Annotated in this window: 24 protein-coding genes and 2 pseudogenes; all 26 read right to left on the bottom strand. The window is 57.8% G+C overall.

Going from position 1 to position 14,320, the window contains the following annotated elements:
• Positions 1 to 25: 25 nt before the first annotated feature.
• The 26 genes and pseudogenes from JCM25143_RS21350 to rplV all read right to left on the bottom strand — a co-directional run bounded on the left by JCM25143_RS21350 (position 26) and on the right by rplV (position 14,316).
• Positions 26 to 202: a DUF1328 domain-containing protein gene (locus JCM25143_RS21350; RefSeq protein ID WP_025860222.1), complete on the bottom strand. Its 177-nt coding sequence runs from the start codon at positions 200 to 202 to the stop codon at positions 26 to 28.
• 111 nt (positions 203 to 313) lie between these two features.
• Positions 314 to 466, bottom strand: a complete 153-nt coding sequence (locus tag JCM25143_RS22260) for a hypothetical protein (protein ID WP_159101588.1) — start codon at positions 464 to 466, stop codon at positions 314 to 316.
• Positions 467 to 569: 103 nt separating this feature from the next.
• Positions 570 to 1,337, bottom strand: a complete 768-nt coding sequence (locus JCM25143_RS04835) for an ABC transporter ATP-binding protein (protein WP_051542923.1) — start codon at positions 1,335 to 1,337, stop codon at positions 570 to 572.
• Complete coding sequence (locus tag JCM25143_RS04830; RefSeq protein WP_025860220.1) at positions 1,334 to 2,098, bottom strand: ABC transporter permease; 765 nt, start codon at positions 2,096 to 2,098, stop codon at positions 1,334 to 1,336. Before JCM25143_RS04830 ends, JCM25143_RS04835 begins: the two co-directional genes overlap by 4 nt.
• Positions 2,095 to 3,129, bottom strand: a complete 1,035-nt coding sequence (locus tag JCM25143_RS04825) for an ABC transporter substrate-binding protein (protein ID WP_025860219.1) — start codon at positions 3,127 to 3,129, stop codon at positions 2,095 to 2,097. The genes JCM25143_RS04830 and JCM25143_RS04825 overlap by 4 nt, the downstream gene beginning before the upstream one ends.
• A gap of 204 nt (positions 3,130 to 3,333) precedes the next feature.
• Complete coding sequence (gene rplQ, locus JCM25143_RS04820) at positions 3,334 to 3,759, bottom strand: 50S ribosomal protein L17 (RefSeq protein ID WP_025860218.1); 426 nt, start codon at positions 3,757 to 3,759, stop codon at positions 3,334 to 3,336.
• Positions 3,760 to 3,790: 31 nt separating this feature from the next.
• Positions 3,791 to 4,810, bottom strand: a complete 1,020-nt coding sequence (locus JCM25143_RS04815; protein ID WP_025860217.1) for a DNA-directed RNA polymerase subunit alpha — start codon at positions 4,808 to 4,810, stop codon at positions 3,791 to 3,793.
• Positions 4,811 to 4,920: 110 nt separating this feature from the next.
• Positions 4,921 to 5,313: a 30S ribosomal protein S11 gene (rpsK, locus tag JCM25143_RS04810; RefSeq protein ID WP_003622750.1), complete on the bottom strand. Its 393-nt coding sequence runs from the start codon at positions 5,311 to 5,313 to the stop codon at positions 4,921 to 4,923.
• 62 nt (positions 5,314 to 5,375) lie between these two features.
• Positions 5,376 to 5,752, bottom strand: a pseudogene (gene rpsM, locus JCM25143_RS16950) (30S ribosomal protein S13).
• A 122-nt stretch (positions 5,753 to 5,874) separates the two neighbouring features.
• Entirely contained in the window at positions 5,875 to 6,543 is a 669-nt protein-coding gene (locus JCM25143_RS04800) for an adenylate kinase (protein WP_025860215.1), read from the bottom strand.
• Positions 6,540 to 7,892: a preprotein translocase subunit SecY gene (secY, locus tag JCM25143_RS04795; RefSeq protein WP_025860214.1), complete on the bottom strand. Its 1,353-nt coding sequence runs from the start codon at positions 7,890 to 7,892 to the stop codon at positions 6,540 to 6,542. Before secY ends, JCM25143_RS04800 begins: the two co-directional genes overlap by 4 nt.
• Positions 7,893 to 8,033: 141 nt before the next feature.
• Complete coding sequence (rplO, locus tag JCM25143_RS04790; protein WP_025860213.1) at positions 8,034 to 8,522, bottom strand: 50S ribosomal protein L15; 489 nt, start codon at positions 8,520 to 8,522, stop codon at positions 8,034 to 8,036.
• Position 8,523: 1 nt separating this feature from the next.
• Positions 8,524 to 8,709 (bottom strand): 50S ribosomal protein L30, encoded by a 186-nt coding sequence (gene rpmD / locus JCM25143_RS04785; protein ID WP_025860212.1) that lies wholly within the window; start codon positions 8,707 to 8,709, stop codon positions 8,524 to 8,526.
• Positions 8,702 to 9,277: a 30S ribosomal protein S5 gene (gene rpsE, locus JCM25143_RS04780; RefSeq protein WP_025860211.1), complete on the bottom strand. Its 576-nt coding sequence runs from the start codon at positions 9,275 to 9,277 to the stop codon at positions 8,702 to 8,704. The genes rpmD and rpsE overlap by 8 nt, the downstream gene beginning before the upstream one ends.
• 15 nt (positions 9,278 to 9,292) lie before the next feature.
• Entirely contained in the window at positions 9,293 to 9,655 is a 363-nt protein-coding gene (gene rplR, locus JCM25143_RS04775) for a 50S ribosomal protein L18 (protein WP_025860210.1), read from the bottom strand.
• Positions 9,655 to 10,187: pseudogene (gene rplF / locus JCM25143_RS04770) on the bottom strand (50S ribosomal protein L6). Before rplF ends, rplR begins: the two are co-directional and overlap by 1 nt.
• 10 nt (positions 10,188 to 10,197) lie before the next feature.
• Positions 10,198 to 10,596 carry a 30S ribosomal protein S8 gene (gene rpsH, locus JCM25143_RS04765; RefSeq protein ID WP_025860208.1) on the bottom strand — a complete coding sequence of 133 codons (399 nt, stop codon included), beginning with the start codon at positions 10,594 to 10,596 and terminating at the stop codon, positions 10,198 to 10,200.
• A 9-nt stretch (positions 10,597 to 10,605) separates the two neighbouring features.
• A complete protein-coding gene (gene rpsN / locus JCM25143_RS04760) occupies positions 10,606 to 10,911 on the bottom strand; it encodes a 30S ribosomal protein S14 (protein WP_025860207.1) in 306 nt (101 codons plus the stop codon).
• 73 nt (positions 10,912 to 10,984) lie between these two features.
• Positions 10,985 to 11,554 (bottom strand): 50S ribosomal protein L5, encoded by a 570-nt coding sequence (gene rplE / locus JCM25143_RS04755; protein ID WP_035370484.1) that lies wholly within the window; start codon positions 11,552 to 11,554, stop codon positions 10,985 to 10,987.
• 10 nt (positions 11,555 to 11,564) lie between these two features.
• Complete coding sequence (gene rplX / locus JCM25143_RS04750; protein ID WP_025860205.1) at positions 11,565 to 11,885, bottom strand: 50S ribosomal protein L24; 321 nt, start codon at positions 11,883 to 11,885, stop codon at positions 11,565 to 11,567.
• Complete coding sequence (gene rplN / locus JCM25143_RS04745; RefSeq protein ID WP_025826951.1) at positions 11,885 to 12,253, bottom strand: 50S ribosomal protein L14; 369 nt, start codon at positions 12,251 to 12,253, stop codon at positions 11,885 to 11,887. Before rplN ends, rplX begins: the two co-directional genes overlap by 1 nt.
• A gap of 17 nt (positions 12,254 to 12,270) precedes the next feature.
• Positions 12,271 to 12,540: a 30S ribosomal protein S17 gene (gene rpsQ, locus JCM25143_RS04740; RefSeq protein ID WP_025860204.1), complete on the bottom strand. Its 270-nt coding sequence runs from the start codon at positions 12,538 to 12,540 to the stop codon at positions 12,271 to 12,273.
• Positions 12,541 to 12,553: 13 nt separating this feature from the next.
• On the bottom strand, positions 12,554 to 12,790 hold the full coding sequence (rpmC, locus tag JCM25143_RS04735) for a 50S ribosomal protein L29 (protein ID WP_025860203.1): 237 nt from the start codon (positions 12,788 to 12,790) through the stop codon (positions 12,554 to 12,556).
• A 1-nt stretch (position 12,791) separates the two neighbouring features.
• Positions 12,792 to 13,208 carry a 50S ribosomal protein L16 gene (gene rplP, locus JCM25143_RS04730; protein ID WP_025860202.1) on the bottom strand — a complete coding sequence of 139 codons (417 nt, stop codon included), beginning with the start codon at positions 13,206 to 13,208 and terminating at the stop codon, positions 12,792 to 12,794.
• Between the two features lie 17 nt (positions 13,209 to 13,225).
• Entirely contained in the window at positions 13,226 to 13,903 is a 678-nt protein-coding gene (gene rpsC / locus JCM25143_RS04725) for a 30S ribosomal protein S3 (RefSeq protein ID WP_025860201.1), read from the bottom strand.
• Between the two features lie 2 nt (positions 13,904 to 13,905).
• Positions 13,906 to 14,316: a 50S ribosomal protein L22 gene (gene rplV, locus JCM25143_RS04720; RefSeq protein WP_025860200.1), complete on the bottom strand. Its 411-nt coding sequence runs from the start codon at positions 14,314 to 14,316 to the stop codon at positions 13,906 to 13,908.
• Positions 14,317 to 14,320: the final 4 nt, after the last annotated feature.

The following is a 14,320-nucleotide window of genomic DNA, read 5'->3' as shown; positions in this document are numbered from 1 at the left end:
GAAAACCAGACGGTTTTTTTTTGCGCTATTTCATGACCGCGCGTCCGGCAAGGAGCGCCACCACCAGAAACACGACAAACAGGACAATGGCGATAAAGAACAGAATTTTGGCCATGCCTGCCGCGGCAGATGAAATGCCGCCAAAGCCGAACAGACCCGCGACAAGCGAAATAACCAGAAAAAACAAAGCCAGCTTAAGCACGTCCGCTCTCCTTATCCATTACCCAGAAAACTTATCCAAAACGCCGCAGAAAAACGCCCACAAGTGCTGCGACACCAGCCGCCAGCACAAGGGTGGTACGGGGCCGGTCAATCACCCCATCGCGCAGCCGATCCACCGCCAGACTTCGCTGTGCAGGCCCAAGCGCATCATAGCCACGGACATGACTGAAAACACCTTCAGCCCGTCACGCAGAGGGCTGATACCCTCTTCCAGCCTGTATCTGGCTCCGTCATGCCTGCTCATGCAAAACGCCTTCCTGCTTCTTGATACGATAACGCAGCAAATCGCCTCTGGATGCACAACAAGTACCATAGCCCGGCCAAGCCGAGCTTTGGCGACCTGTTTTTTAATGCGCGATCAACGCCCGCAACTGGGCGGCACATTGCGCGAAGTCCTGCGTTTCAGGGTTTCTCTGCGCCTCTGTCGGCTCGATTTCGCCTACAATATGGGCGGGTGAGCCTCCTGCCAGCACAATAATCCGTGTGGCAAGGCGCAGTGCTTCTTCAATATCATGGGTAACGAAAAGAACCGTCTTGCCTGTCTGCTGCCAGATCCGGCGCAGTTCATCCTGCAACCCCGTGCGGGTAATGGCGTCAAGCGCGCCAAATGGCTCATCCATCAGCAGCAGGTCAGGATCGACCGTCAGTGCGCGGGCCACACCCACACGTTGTCTCTGCCCGCCTGAAAGCCTGCGAGGCCAGCGCCCGCCCTCCTGCTCCAGTCCAACAAGCCGCAGGGCCTCACGCGCACGCCGGTCACGCTCAGCCCTGTTCAGGCCCAGCCCTTCCAGCCCGAACTCGACATTGCGCAAAACCGAGCGCCATGGCAGCAGCCGCGCATCCTGAAAGACCATGGCCCTGCTACGCCTACCAGGCGCTTGTGAAGCCACTGCCCCGGCAGCACAGGCCACACCGCCCACCTGCCCTTCCGTAGGCTGTACCAGCCCCATCAGCACCCGCAGCAAGGTCGATTTACCCACGCCCGAAGGCCCGAGCACGGCCACAAACTCGCCGCGCGTCAGTGTCAGGCTGACATGCCTGAAAACAAAATGCGCACCACCATCATGCGAAAAACCAGCCTGCTCAAGGCTGGCAACACACGTCGCGTCAGTCATGGCTGCCACTTGAGCAAATATCCCCGAACAAAGCCGAACAGAAAATCGGTAATGGCGTAAAGCAGCGCCATCGTCAGCATGTACACCACCACAACATCGGTGGCCAACAGGCTGGAGGCCTGCATCATACGCGCACCAATGCCCGGTACCCCGAACAGTTCAGCCGCCACAACAGACATCCAGCCCTGCCCAAGCCCTGTACGCAGTCCCGCCAGAATACCCGGCATGGAGGCGGGCAGCACCACTTTGAGCAGGCGCGCCATAAAGCCACCATGTCCAAAGGCCGCGGCAAGCTCGAAAAACTCCGGGTCAACGCCACGCACCGCCCCATAGGCCGCATAGAAATTAATCCAGAACACGGAAATAGCGATAACAAACGTTGCCCCCGCCGTGCTGAGGCCAAACCACAGAATGGCAAAAGGCACCCATGCCAACCCCGGCACGGGCCTGAGCAGACGCACCACCCCTTCGAGCAGGCTATCCAGAATACGGTTCATGCCGCAGAGCAGGCCCACCCCAGTACCCAGCGTGGAACCAATCAACAGCCCGAGGCAGTAATGCCCCAGACTGTCCTGAATAGCCTGCTGCCAGAACCCGCCCCTGACTTCCGCCAACCATGCGGGGCCAAGGTCCAGTGGTGCTGGCACCATATTGCCCGGTAGCCAGCCAAGCCGCACCGCCGCCTGCCAACTACCGAAAAAAACAGCCAGACCAAAGATGCCAAGCCCCAGACGTAAACGACTACTCAGGCGTTCTTTCACGGTGCAGTCTGCCACAAGGTCTTATTAAACAAGTCGCTCACCGGGTCAGCTTTGCGCAGCAGACCGAGTTCGACTTCGAAATCCTGCAATGCCGCAACACCTGCCTCGATACGGCTGGGGTCACTGATGAAATACGGCGCTGAATGTTCGAGAGCTTTTTTCAGCACGGCATCATCCAGCATGCCGCCACCCAAAGCTTTCTGCACATACGGCAGTGCTTCATCCGGGTGCTGGGCCAGCAGCGTGGTGGCGCGCACAAAAAGCGCTGTCAGTGTTTTGGCCCATGCCTGATGGTCGGCCGCATCGGGTTTAACCAGCGCCAGCACCGAGCCGGGCTGCTCAGGCATCATGTCATGCCCGGTTGCAAGCACGCGCAAATCAGGCACTTTGATATCAACCACCGTCAGAGCAGGTTCACGCAGCACAACGGCATCCACCGCATCAGCCAGAAAAGCCTGCTGTGCCGCATCAATACCCACACCCACGATAGAGGCCGCCTTTGCAGGGTCTGCAAAACCAAGCTGCTTTTTCAGCCAGTAGCGTAGCAGGGTGTCAGGAACAGAGCCGGGCGGTTGTGCCGCAATGCGCGGGGGGTGCCCCTGCTCGGTCGTAAAGCGTTCCAGTGCGGCCTTGACGATAGCGGAGGTCAGGGCTGTTCCGTCCTTGGGCAGTTCCGCAGCCAGCTTGCCACGCGCCACTACCGAGAGTTCCTCGATCGACGCAGCGGCCACTACCTTCACGTCCACGCCATGCGCGCGAGCTTGTAACAGCGGCAGCACCCCGGCCACATAACCGTCAATCCTGCCCGATGTCAGTGCCTGAATAGCCTGCGGCCCGGATGTAAACCGCACCAGTTCCACATCCAGCCCGGCTTCCTTCGCCCAGCCCTTGCCATCCAGAACAAACAGCGCGGATGAACCCAGCACTGGAATATAACCAATCCGGATCGTCTCCGCGGCCCGGGCCGGGCTGAATGCTGCCACCATCAGCAGCAGCGCGCCCAAAAGCACACTGAAAAACCTACGCATCATATGATCCTCTCACTCCTACCCACGCAACAAAATCGTGCAAGGATGGAACCCGACTATATGTTGCAATAATAAATCGTGGAATATCTATTCCACACAATCAAAAGCACTCTCGATGCGCTGGCTATCCGCCAAAGCAAGCATGCACACGTAAAAAAAGCTGGCTCCGTGAAGAGCCAGCTTTTCCTGTTCCGGGGCTGAGTAAAATCAGGCCGCCAGATCCTGAGAGTCTTCCACCTGCGGGCGGGGGCCGCTGTCCTGGCCCTTCGCGCTCACATCGCGGTCAACCAGTTCGATCACCGCCATGGGAGCGGCATCGCCATAACGCACGCCAGCGCGCAGAACGCGGGTGTAACCACCGTTGCGGCCCTTGTAGCGTTCCGCCACAGCAGCGAACAGCTTGCGGACAATCACATCATCACGCAGCTGAGCAAAAGCCTGACGGCGAGCATGCAGGTCGCCCCGCTTGCCGAGCGTGATCAGCTTTTCCACCACCGGGCGAAGTTCTTTCGCCTTGGGCAGGGTCGTCGTGATCTGCTCGTGCTTGATCAGGGCAACAGCCATGTTGCGGAACATGGCTGCACGATGGGAAGAAGTAACGCCGAGCTTACGGCCGGCAACACGGTGACGCATGGTTCAGTTCCTAAATCGATGAAAAGTCAGCTCAGAACGGCTCATCAAGCCGCTTGGCCAGCTCTTCGATATTTTCCGGCGGCCAGGCCGGCACGTTCATGCCAAGGGCCAGTCCCATAGAGGTCAGGACTTCCTTGATTTCATTCAGGGACTTACGGCCAAAATTCGGCGTGCGAAGCATTTCCTGCTCGCTCTTCTGAACCAGATCCCCAATGTAGATGATATTGTCGTTCTTCAGGCAGTTTGCGCTACGAACAGACAGTTCGAGCTCATCCACCTTCCGCAGCAGATTGCGGTTGAACGGCAGGTCGTCTTCAGGCTCATCAGCCTGAACCGGACGCGGCTCATCGAAGTTGATGAACAGCTGAAGCTGATCCTGCAGAATACGGGCAGCCAGAGCCACCGCATCTTCAGGCGTTACCGCACCGTTGGTTTCAACCGTCAGCAGCAGCTTGTCATAGTCAGTCACCTGACCAACACGGGTCGGGTCAACCTTGTAAGACACGCGCTTGACGGGCGAGTAGATCGCATCAACAGGGATCAGCCCGATCGGCGCGTCTTCCGGCCGGTTCGCAGCTGCAGGGACATAGCCCTTACCCATGTTGACAATGAACTCCATGCCCAGCTTGACACCGTCATCGAGCGTGCAGATCACGAGATCGGGGTTCATGATTTCAATATCATGCCCGGTCTGGATCTGGCTGGCGCGCACTTCGCCCGGACCCGTGGCCGTCAGCACCATGCGCTTGGGGCCTTCGCCATGCATCCGCAGCGCGAGCTGCTTGATGTTCAGCACAATATCCGTGACATCTTCACGCACGCCCGAAACGGACGAAAACTCGTGCAGAACGCCATCAATCTGAACCGCCGTAACCGCCGCCCCCTGAAGGGAAGACAGAAGGATACGCCGCAGTGCATTACCCAGTGTCATACCAAAGCCGCGTTCAAGCGGTTCGGCCACTACGGTTGCAATACGTGCGGGCTCCACTCCGGATTCGACTTCAAGCTTTTCGGGCTTGATCAGAGATTGCCAGTTTTTCTGAAGGACCAACGTACCGGCCTTTCAATACGAAAAACCACTGCCTGGCAGCGATTTCTCTGAAGTGGACACAACGTCCATCTGACAGCTTTCATGAGAAAGCCGTCAGATGGATCAGGCGCTTAGACGCGGCGACGCTTGCGCGGCCGGCATCCATTGTGCGGAACCGGCGTCATATCACGGATAGACGTGATCGTGAAACCAACGGCCTGCAGGGCACGCAGGGCGCTTTCACGGCCCGAACCAGGACCGGACACTTCGATTTCCAGCGTTTCCATACCGTGTTCGCGCGCTTTGCGCCCGGCATCTTCAGCCGCAACCTGTGCCGCATACGGCGTGGATTTCCGTGACCCCTTGAAACCCTGCGCACCAGCCGAAGACCAGGAAATCGCGTTCCCCTGAGCATCGGAAATGGTGATCATGGTGTTGTTGAACGTGGAGAGCACGTGCGCCACGCCGGAAATAATGTTCTTGCGTTCTTTTTTGCGAATACGCGGTGTTGCGGCTTTCGCCATGTCTTTTTACCTCAGTCCCTGCCCGAGCCAGCCTATGCAGGCCGGGCTTGTAGCATTCAGGATTAACGCGTGGCTTTCTTCTTGCCAGCGATCGCCACAGCCTTACCTTACGGGTGCGGGCGTTGGTGTGAGTGCGCTGACCGCGAACCGGCAGGCCACGACGGTGGCGCAGGCCACGGTAGCAACCCAGATCCATCAGACGCTTGATGTTCATTGCCACTTCGCGGCGGAGGTCGCCTTCCACGCGGTAATCGGTGTCGATAACTTCGCGCAGCTTCTGCACTTCATCATCGCTGAGCTCGTTCACGCGCTTCGTTTCTGCAATGCCCGTGGCCTTGCAGATTTCGGCAGCCCTGGTCGCGCCAATTCCATAAATATACTGAAGCCCGATCACAACCCGCTTGGTGGTCGGGACATTCACGCCGGCAATACGTGCCACGCTTTCTCTCCTGTTCGTCCGCCATGATAACGAACGACTCAAACATGCCCTGAGTGCAGGGCGGATTTCGTTCTGGTGGCCGCGAAATATACTGGCCACCGGCACAAGTCAACGAAAACAGATCACTTTTGCGTGATCTTGGGGATTTCTCCAAGAGCCGCTTTAATTTCCGCCGTGACTTCGGCAGCCGGCAACATCCCGTTAATGGAGTGCAGACGACCCGTTTTTTCATAAAACGGCAGAATCGGTGCGGTCAGTTTCCGGTATTCTTTCAGACGCTCCACAACCGTCTCACGCTTGTCGTCGGCACGGCGTGTAAAGTCATGGCTGCCACAGGCATCGCACTCACCGGCAACACGCGGCGGGTTAGATACCTCGTTATAGGTGCGTCCGCAGTTCGCGCAGGTAAACCGTCCGGAAATACGGTCAGCCAAAATGTCTTCATCGACATCGAGGAACAGCACCACATCAATGCTTTTCCCATCCGCTTTCAGCATCTCGTCAAGCGCTTCGGCCTGAGCCAGCGTGCGGGGGAAACCATCAAGGATAAAGCCGTTCTGGCAATCAGCCTGAGCGATCCGCCCCTTGAGCATGGCAATGATCAGCGCGTCTGGAACGAGCTTGCCAGCATCCATCAGGCTTTTGGCTTCCTGCCCTACGGTCGAACCACGCGCCACTTCGGCACGCAGCATATCGCCCGTAGAGATCTGAACCAGTCCGTGCTGATCTTCCAGCAGTTTGGACTGGGTGCCTTTCCCTGCCCCAGGAGGCCCGAGAAAAATAATATTCATCGCCTGATGATCCTCTGTTTCCGGCCACTCCGGCCCTTGCGCATCAAGCCCTGATACTGGTGCGCTACAAGATGAGACTGGATCTGTGTTACCGTATCAATCGTAACCGACACGATAATAATCAGGCTCGTCCCGCCGAAATAAAACGGCACATTGTAGTGACTGACCAGAATTTGGGGCAGCAGACACACGGCAACCATATAGGCCGCACCAATAGTCGTCAGACGCGTCAGGATACGGTCAAAATAGGTTGCTGTTGACGCACCCGGCCGCACACCGGGAATGAACCCTCCCTGCTTGCGCAGGTTATCCGCCGTTTCCGCCGGGTTGAAGGTAACCGCCGCATAGAAATACGAGAAGAACACGATCATGGCCGCATAGAACAGCATATACAGTGGCTGCCCCTGCCCCAGTTCCTGCCCCAGAAAGGACAGCCAGCCTGGCAGGTTCTTCCCACTCATGATGCCCTGCAGTGTCACCGGCAACAGCAATACCGACGAAGCAAAGATCGGCGGAATAACGCCAGCCGTGTTCACTTTCAGCGGCATATGCGTGGTATCACCACCAAACATGCGCTGACCGACCTGCCGTTTGGGATACTGGATCACAACCCGACGCTGCGCCTGCTCCATGAACACGATGAACATGATGGTTCCGATGGCCAGCACCAGAAACAGCAGCACAAAGAAAGGAGACAGGGCTCCTGTGTATCCAAGCTGGAAAAGGCTTGCCAGAGCCTGAGGCAGATTGGCGACAATGCCGGTGAAGATAATCAGCGATATGCCGTTACCCACCCCACGGGATGTTATCTGTTCCCCAAGCCACATCAGGAACATCGTGCCCCCGACAAGAGCGGTCACACAGGTGATCAGGAACAACGGACCAGGATTAACCACCGCCGTACCGTCATGGACGTTCTCCAGACCAAAAGCGATGCTGTAGGCCTGAACGATCGCAATGATCACGGTCAGATAACGCGTATATTCATTCAGCTTCTTACGCCCCTGCTCACCTTCCTTCTTGAGCGCCTCAAGAGCGGGAAGAGCGGTAGACATAAGCTGAACGATAATGGAGGCGGAAATATACGGCATGATATTCAGCGCGAATACGGTCATGCGCCCCAGCGCACCGCCCGTAAACATGTTGAACATGCCCAGAATACCACCCTGGTTCTGTGCAAGCAGTTGCCCCATGACCGTAGCATCCACTCCGGGAACCGGAATGTACGTGCCAAGGCGATAGACAATCAGTGCACCAAGCGTGAACCAGATCCGCTTTTTCAGTTCAGTCGCCTTGGCGAATGAACCAACATTGAAATTGGCAGCCAGCTGCTCAGCCGCGGAAGCCATGCATCCGTCCTTTCACACAAACAGCGCCGCCACGAAACGTGGAGACGCTGGTATGATGGTCTGAAAAATTCCAGACAGCATTTCCAGTCGTACGCGAAGAAGAGAGAACAGCTTTGATCACTGCTCTCTCCCCTGTCATACTCAGGACGCGCTGGCTTCCACCGCCACAGGCGCGAGCAGCTTGATGCTGCCCCCAACCTTTTCGATGGCAACGCGAGCAGCAGCGGAAACACCCGACACCTCGAATGCCACACCCTTGGTCAGTTCACCTTCACCAAGAATACGGACACCCGCGTATTTGCCGGAACCGACCAGACCAGCCTTCTTCAGCGCTGCTTCCGTCACGGGAGCGGCTGATTCCAGCTTGCCATCGGTCAGGGCCTGCTCAATGGCGCCCAGGTTTACCGGTGCATACACCTTGCGGAAGATGTTCTTGAAGCCGCGCTTGGGCATACGACGGTAGATAGGGAGCTGACCACCTTCAAACCCGTTGAGAGACACGCCCTCACGAGCCTTCTGGCCTTTCACACCCTTACCTGATGTCTTGCCCTTGCCGGACCCGATACCACGGCCGAGCCGCTTCTTGCGATAGCGGGAGCCTTCGTTATCACGAAGTTCGTTCAGCTTCATTTCAATCCTCCACCTTCACCAGGTGGGCCACTTTGCGGACCATACCCCGTGTGGACGGCGTATCTTCCAGAACCTTTTCGCGGCCGATCTTGTTCAGACCCAGCCCCACAAGGGTTGCCTGCTGGCCGGGTTTGCGTCCGTTTCCGGACGCCACCTGCACAACCTTGAAGGTTTTTTTCTCAGACATCAGCGGCCTCCGCTCCGGCAGCCTGATCGCGCTTGCCAAAAATCTCGGCAACTTTCTTACCGCGACGGTTGGCCACTGCACGGGGGCTAGCGCAACGCGTCAGGGCGTCAAACGTCGCCTTGACCATGTTATGCGGGTTGCGGGTCCCGAGGGACTTCGCCACCACATCGTTAATGCCCAGGCTTTCAAACACAGCGCGCATCGGACCACCAGCGATGATCCCGGTCCCGGCTTCAGCCGAACGCAGAACAACCTTACCAGCACCGAAGTGACCGGCAACATCGTGATGCAGGGTCCGGCCTTCCTTCATAGGAACGCGGATCATGCTGCGCTTGGCGCGTTCCGTTGCCTTACGGATCGCTTCCGGCACTTCACGGGCTTTACCCGCGCCGTAGCCTACGCGACCTTTCTGGTCACCAACGACAACCAGAGCGGCAAACGCAAAACGCCGACCACCTTTTACAACCTTCGCAACGCGATTGATGGTGACCAGCTTGTCAACCAGCTCATCAGCTTCGCGCTCACGCTCACGGCCGCCTCGACCGCCTTCTCTTGGTTCACGAGCCATTGCGTGATCCTTTCCTTAGAAGGAGAGACCGCCCTCACGGGCCGCCTCCGCCAGGGCCTTGACGCGCCCGTGATAAAGATAAGACCCCCTGTCGAAAACAACCTGGGATACACCTGCTGCAACGGCGCGCTGGGCAACCAGCTTACCAACTGCACCAGCGCTTTCCTGCGTAGCACCGCTCTTGAGCGCGCTCCGCAGTTCTTTATCCAGGGTGGACGCGGCGGCCAGGGTCACGCCCTGAGCATCGTCAATGACCTGCGCATAGATGTTCTTGCCAGACCGGAAGACCGACAAACGCGGACGGCCAGCAGCCTTGCGGCGAAGCTGGAAACGGAGACGCGCGCGCCGCCGGTTCCGCAATTCCTGCTGATTGCTCATTATTTCTTCTTGCCTTCCTTGCGACGAATGGTCTCCGTATCGTAGCGCACGCCCTTACCCTTATAGGTTCCGGCTTACGATAGCTACGAATGTCCAGAGCCACCTGACCAACCCGCTGCTTATCAATACCTTCAACAACAACGGCGGTCGGCCGCGGCGTTGAAATCTTGATGCCAGCCGGGATCGGGTAGATCACGTCATGGGAGAAGCCAAGGTTCATAACGAGGTTGGAACCCTGCACCGCCGCACGGTAACCGGTGCCGTTGATTTCCAGAGTCTTGGAAAAACCCTCAGAAACACCCTTAACAGCCGAAGCAATCAGCGCCCGGGTTGTGCCCCACATCATACGAGCCTGACTGGCCGTACCGATAGGCTGCACAACAACCTGACTTTCCTGCACTTCAGCCGTAACGTGCGTGGAAATCGGCAGAGAAAGCTCACCGAGCTTGCCTTTAGCCTTAAACACGCCGTCAACGACAGAAACGGTAACCCCCGCCGGCACGTCAACGGGATATTTGCCTACACGTGACATGTATCCCTCCTCAGAACACGCGGCAGAGGACTTCACCGCCAACATTGGCGGCCCGTGCCTCTACATCGGACAGAACACCACGCGGCGTGGACAGGATGGAAACACCCAGCCCTGCGCGCACACGCGGCAGTTCTTTAATTTTCGAATAAACGCGACGCCCAGGGCGAGAAACGCGCTGGATCTCGCGGATAACCGGCTCACCTTCGGCATATTTCAGCTCGATGTGCAGCTGCGCGATGCCCTTACGGACTTCTTCACGCTTGTACCCACGGATATAACCCTCGCGCTGCAGCGCCTCCAGCACGTTCACACGCAGGCTGGAAGCCGGCGCAACGCAGGAGTTGTGACGCGCACGCTGAGCGTTGCGAATACGGGTGAGCATATCACCCAACGGATCAGAAAGTGACATATCCCGCCCTTACCAGCTAGCTTTGACCACTCCCGGAATCTGGCCAGTCGATGCCAGATCACGGAAAGCGACACGACACAGCTCGAACTTGCGGTAGTTACCACGAGAACGACCGGTCAGCTTGCAGCGCAGACGCACGCGAACGCGCGAACCATTACGCGGCAGCTCAGCCAACTTCAAAGACGCTTCAAACCGGTCCTCCACGGGGAGAGCCCGATCCTTCACGATATTCTTGAGAGCTGTACGCTTCTCTTTGTCACGTGCCGCCATGCGCGCGCGCTTCGCATTACGCAGGATGGCAGATGTTTTAGCCATACTCGATTACCTCCGGAACCCTTCGAAAACCTTCGACGGTTTTCCAAGATCACACAATAAAGCCAGCCTGATATCACCCAGCGAAGGGAAGATCAAACGCCTTCAACAGAGCCTTAGCTTCAGCATCCGTTTTCGCACTGGTCACGAACACGACATCCATACCGCGGACTTCGTCCACCTTGTCGTAATCGATTTCAGGGAACACGATCTGCTCTTTCAGACCCAGAGCAAAATTACCGCGCCCGTCAAACCCCTTGCCAGCCGGCAGACCACGGAAATCGCGGATGCGGGGCATCGCGATCGTGACCAGACGGTCAAGGAATTCATACATCCGAGCGCTACGCAGCGTTACCTTGCAGCCAATCGGCAGACCTTCACGGATTTTGAAACCCGCGATAGCTTTTTTAGCCAAGGTCTTGACCGGCTTCTGGCCTGCGATCAGCGTCATTTCCGCCACAGCGGCATCAAGCTTCTTCTGATCGCCCGCAGCTTCGCCAACGCCCATATTCAGGACGATTTTTTCCAGACGCGGAACCTGCATCTCGTTGCCGTAGCCAAACTGCTCTTTCAGCTTGGCACGCAGTTCGTTCTCATAGCGCTGCTGAAAGCGCGGGATGGAACGACTTTCGTTATTCGCACTCATTCCTGGTCTCTCAGCCTTCAATCACTTCACCAGTCGCCTTAGCGACACGAACCTTACGACCATCTTCCAGCACGCGGAAACCGACTTTCGTGGGCTTCTTGGATGCAGGGTCGACCAGCTTCAGGTTGGAGAGATGGACGGGCGCTTCACGAGCGATGATACCGCCTTCCTCACCCATGCGACGAGCGCGCTGGTGGCGCTTGGCCACCGCAACACCACGAACAACCGCACGGTCTTCAGTCGGGCGAACCTCGAGAACTTCCCCCTGCGTCCCTTTGGAGGAACCGCTGATGACGAGGACCGTATCACCTTTTTTAATACGGGCAGCCATTACAGCACCTCCGGCGCCAGAGAGATGATCTTCATGAACTTCTTCGCACGCAGTTCACGCACAACCGGGCCAAAGATACGGGTACCGATCGGCTCCTGCTGCTTGTTGATGAGCACCGCCGCGTTCCGGTCGAAACGGATGGCGCTGCCATCAGGCCGGCGGACCGGATAGGAAGTCCGCACGATAACGGCCTGGTGAACGTCGCCCTTCTTGACCTTCCCACGGGGAATGGCTTCCTTGACGGAAACGACGATCACGTCGCCGACCGAGGCAGACTTCCGCTTGGAACCGCCCAGCACCTTGATGCACTGCACCTGACGCGCGCCGGAGTTATCCGCCACGTCAAGGTTGGTCTCGGGATGGATCATAACCTGATATCCTTACGTTAGGCCGACGCGCCAACTTCCGCGCCCACGGCTTCGCCGTTGCGGGAAATCACGGTCCACGTCTTACGCCGCGAAATCGGCGGGCATTCGACAATGCGCACGGCGTCACCCACCTTGCACAGATTGTCTTCATCATGCGCCGCATACTTCTTCGAGCGACGAATGAACTTCTTATACAGCGGATGCATGACGCGACGCTCGACAATAACCGTAATGGTCTTGTCCATCTTGTCGCTAGTCACACGCCCGCTCAGGACGCGCCTTGGCATCGGCTAACTCTCCTCAGGCATTGGCGGCGGATGTTTGCGCACCCGCCACTGTCTTAGCATTCTGCGCGGCAATCGTTTTGATGCGCGCAATTTCACGGCGAACCGCACGAACACGGCTCTGCGATTCGGTCTGACCCGTGGCCTGCTGGAAACGCAGGTTGAGCTGTTCACGCTTCAGTTCCACCAGACGAGCCTGCAGCTCGTCCGGGGTCTTTGTGCGCAAATCAGCAGGCTTGGTTGCCTTTACCATCTCAGGCATCTCCAATTCGGGTCACAAACTTGGTCTTGATCGGCAGTTTTGCCGCACCGAGAGCCAGCGCTTCACGCGCCAGTTCCGGGGACACACCTTCGATCTCGAACAGGATGCGACCAGGCTTCACACGGGCCACCCAGAATTCGGGAGAACCTTTACCGGAGCCCATACGCACTTCCGCAGGCTTTGTCGAGACCGGAATGTCAGGAAAAATACGAATCCAGACACGGCCGGCACGTTTCATCGCGCGGGTGATGGCCCGACGGGAGGCTTCGATCTGGCGAGCCGTGATCCGTTCGGGCTGCAGGGCCTTCAGACCAAAGGTGCCGAAGTTCAGCGTGGTGCCACTTTTGGCAAGGCCGTGAATACGGCCTTTATGAGCTTTACGGAACTTTGTCCGCTTCGGGGAAAGCATTGTCTTTTATCCTCTCCTCAGCGCTGAGGAGCCTGTTCGGCCGCCCGGCGATCCTGAGCCAACGGATCATGGGCAAGAATTTCACCCTTGAAGATCCAGACCTTCACACCGCATGTGCCATACGTGGTCATTGCGGTTGCTGTGCCGTAATCAATATCGGCACGCAGCGTGTGAAGGGGCACGCGTCCTTCGCGGTACCATTCGATACGCGCGATTTCAGCACCACCCAGACGGCCGGAGCAGTTGATACGAATACCCTGCGCACCAAGACGCATGGCGGACTGCACGGCGCGCTTCATTGCACGGCGGAACGCAACGCGGCGCTCAAGCTGCTGGGCAATGTTTTCTGCAACCAGAGTTGCGTCGATTTCCGGCTTGCGGATTTCAACAATGTTCAGCGCAACCTCGGTGCCAGCCATACGGGTCAGCTCTTTGCGCAGAGCATCGATATCCTGACCCTTCTTGCCGATCACCACGCCAGGACGAGCCGCGTAGATGGTAACGCGCGGCTTTTTAGCCGGGCGTTCGATCACCACGCGGGACACGCCCGCACCCGCCAGCTTGCGGCGCAGGAACGCACGCAGCTTCAGGTCTTCATGCAGCAGGCGAGAATAGTCGGCACCAGCGTACCAACGGCTATCCCACGTGCGGTTGATGCCGAGCCGCAGCCCGATCGGATTGACTTTATGCCCCATACTCAGGCCGCCTTCTGCTCGGAGGAAGCCGCTTCAGGCTCTACCGCCCGTTCGGCCACAACAATCTTCAGATGGCTGAAGAACTTCTCGACGCGCGCGGAACGACCACGACCGCGAGCATGAAAACGACGCATCACAATGGACTTGCCCACTTCCACGGCCTTCACCACGAGCTGGTCAACGTCCAGCTGGTGATTGTTTTCCGCGTTGGCAATAGCACTCTCAAGCGTCTTCTTGACGTCCTGGGCAATACGACGCTTGGAGAATGTCAGCGTCGCAATCGCCTGGGAAGCCGACTTGTTGCGGATAAGACCCGCCACAAGATTCAGCTTGCGGGGGCTGACCCGGATGTTACGCGTGACAGCTTGCGCTTCGGTTTCCGCGAGCGTGCGCGGATGCTTCGGCTTGCTCATCTTT

This window comes from Acetobacter papayae JCM 25143 (assembly GCF_000613285.1).
GTDB lineage: Bacteria > Pseudomonadota > Alphaproteobacteria > Acetobacterales > Acetobacteraceae > Acetobacter > Acetobacter papayae.
This window is presented reverse-complemented; position numbering and strand designations above follow the sequence as displayed.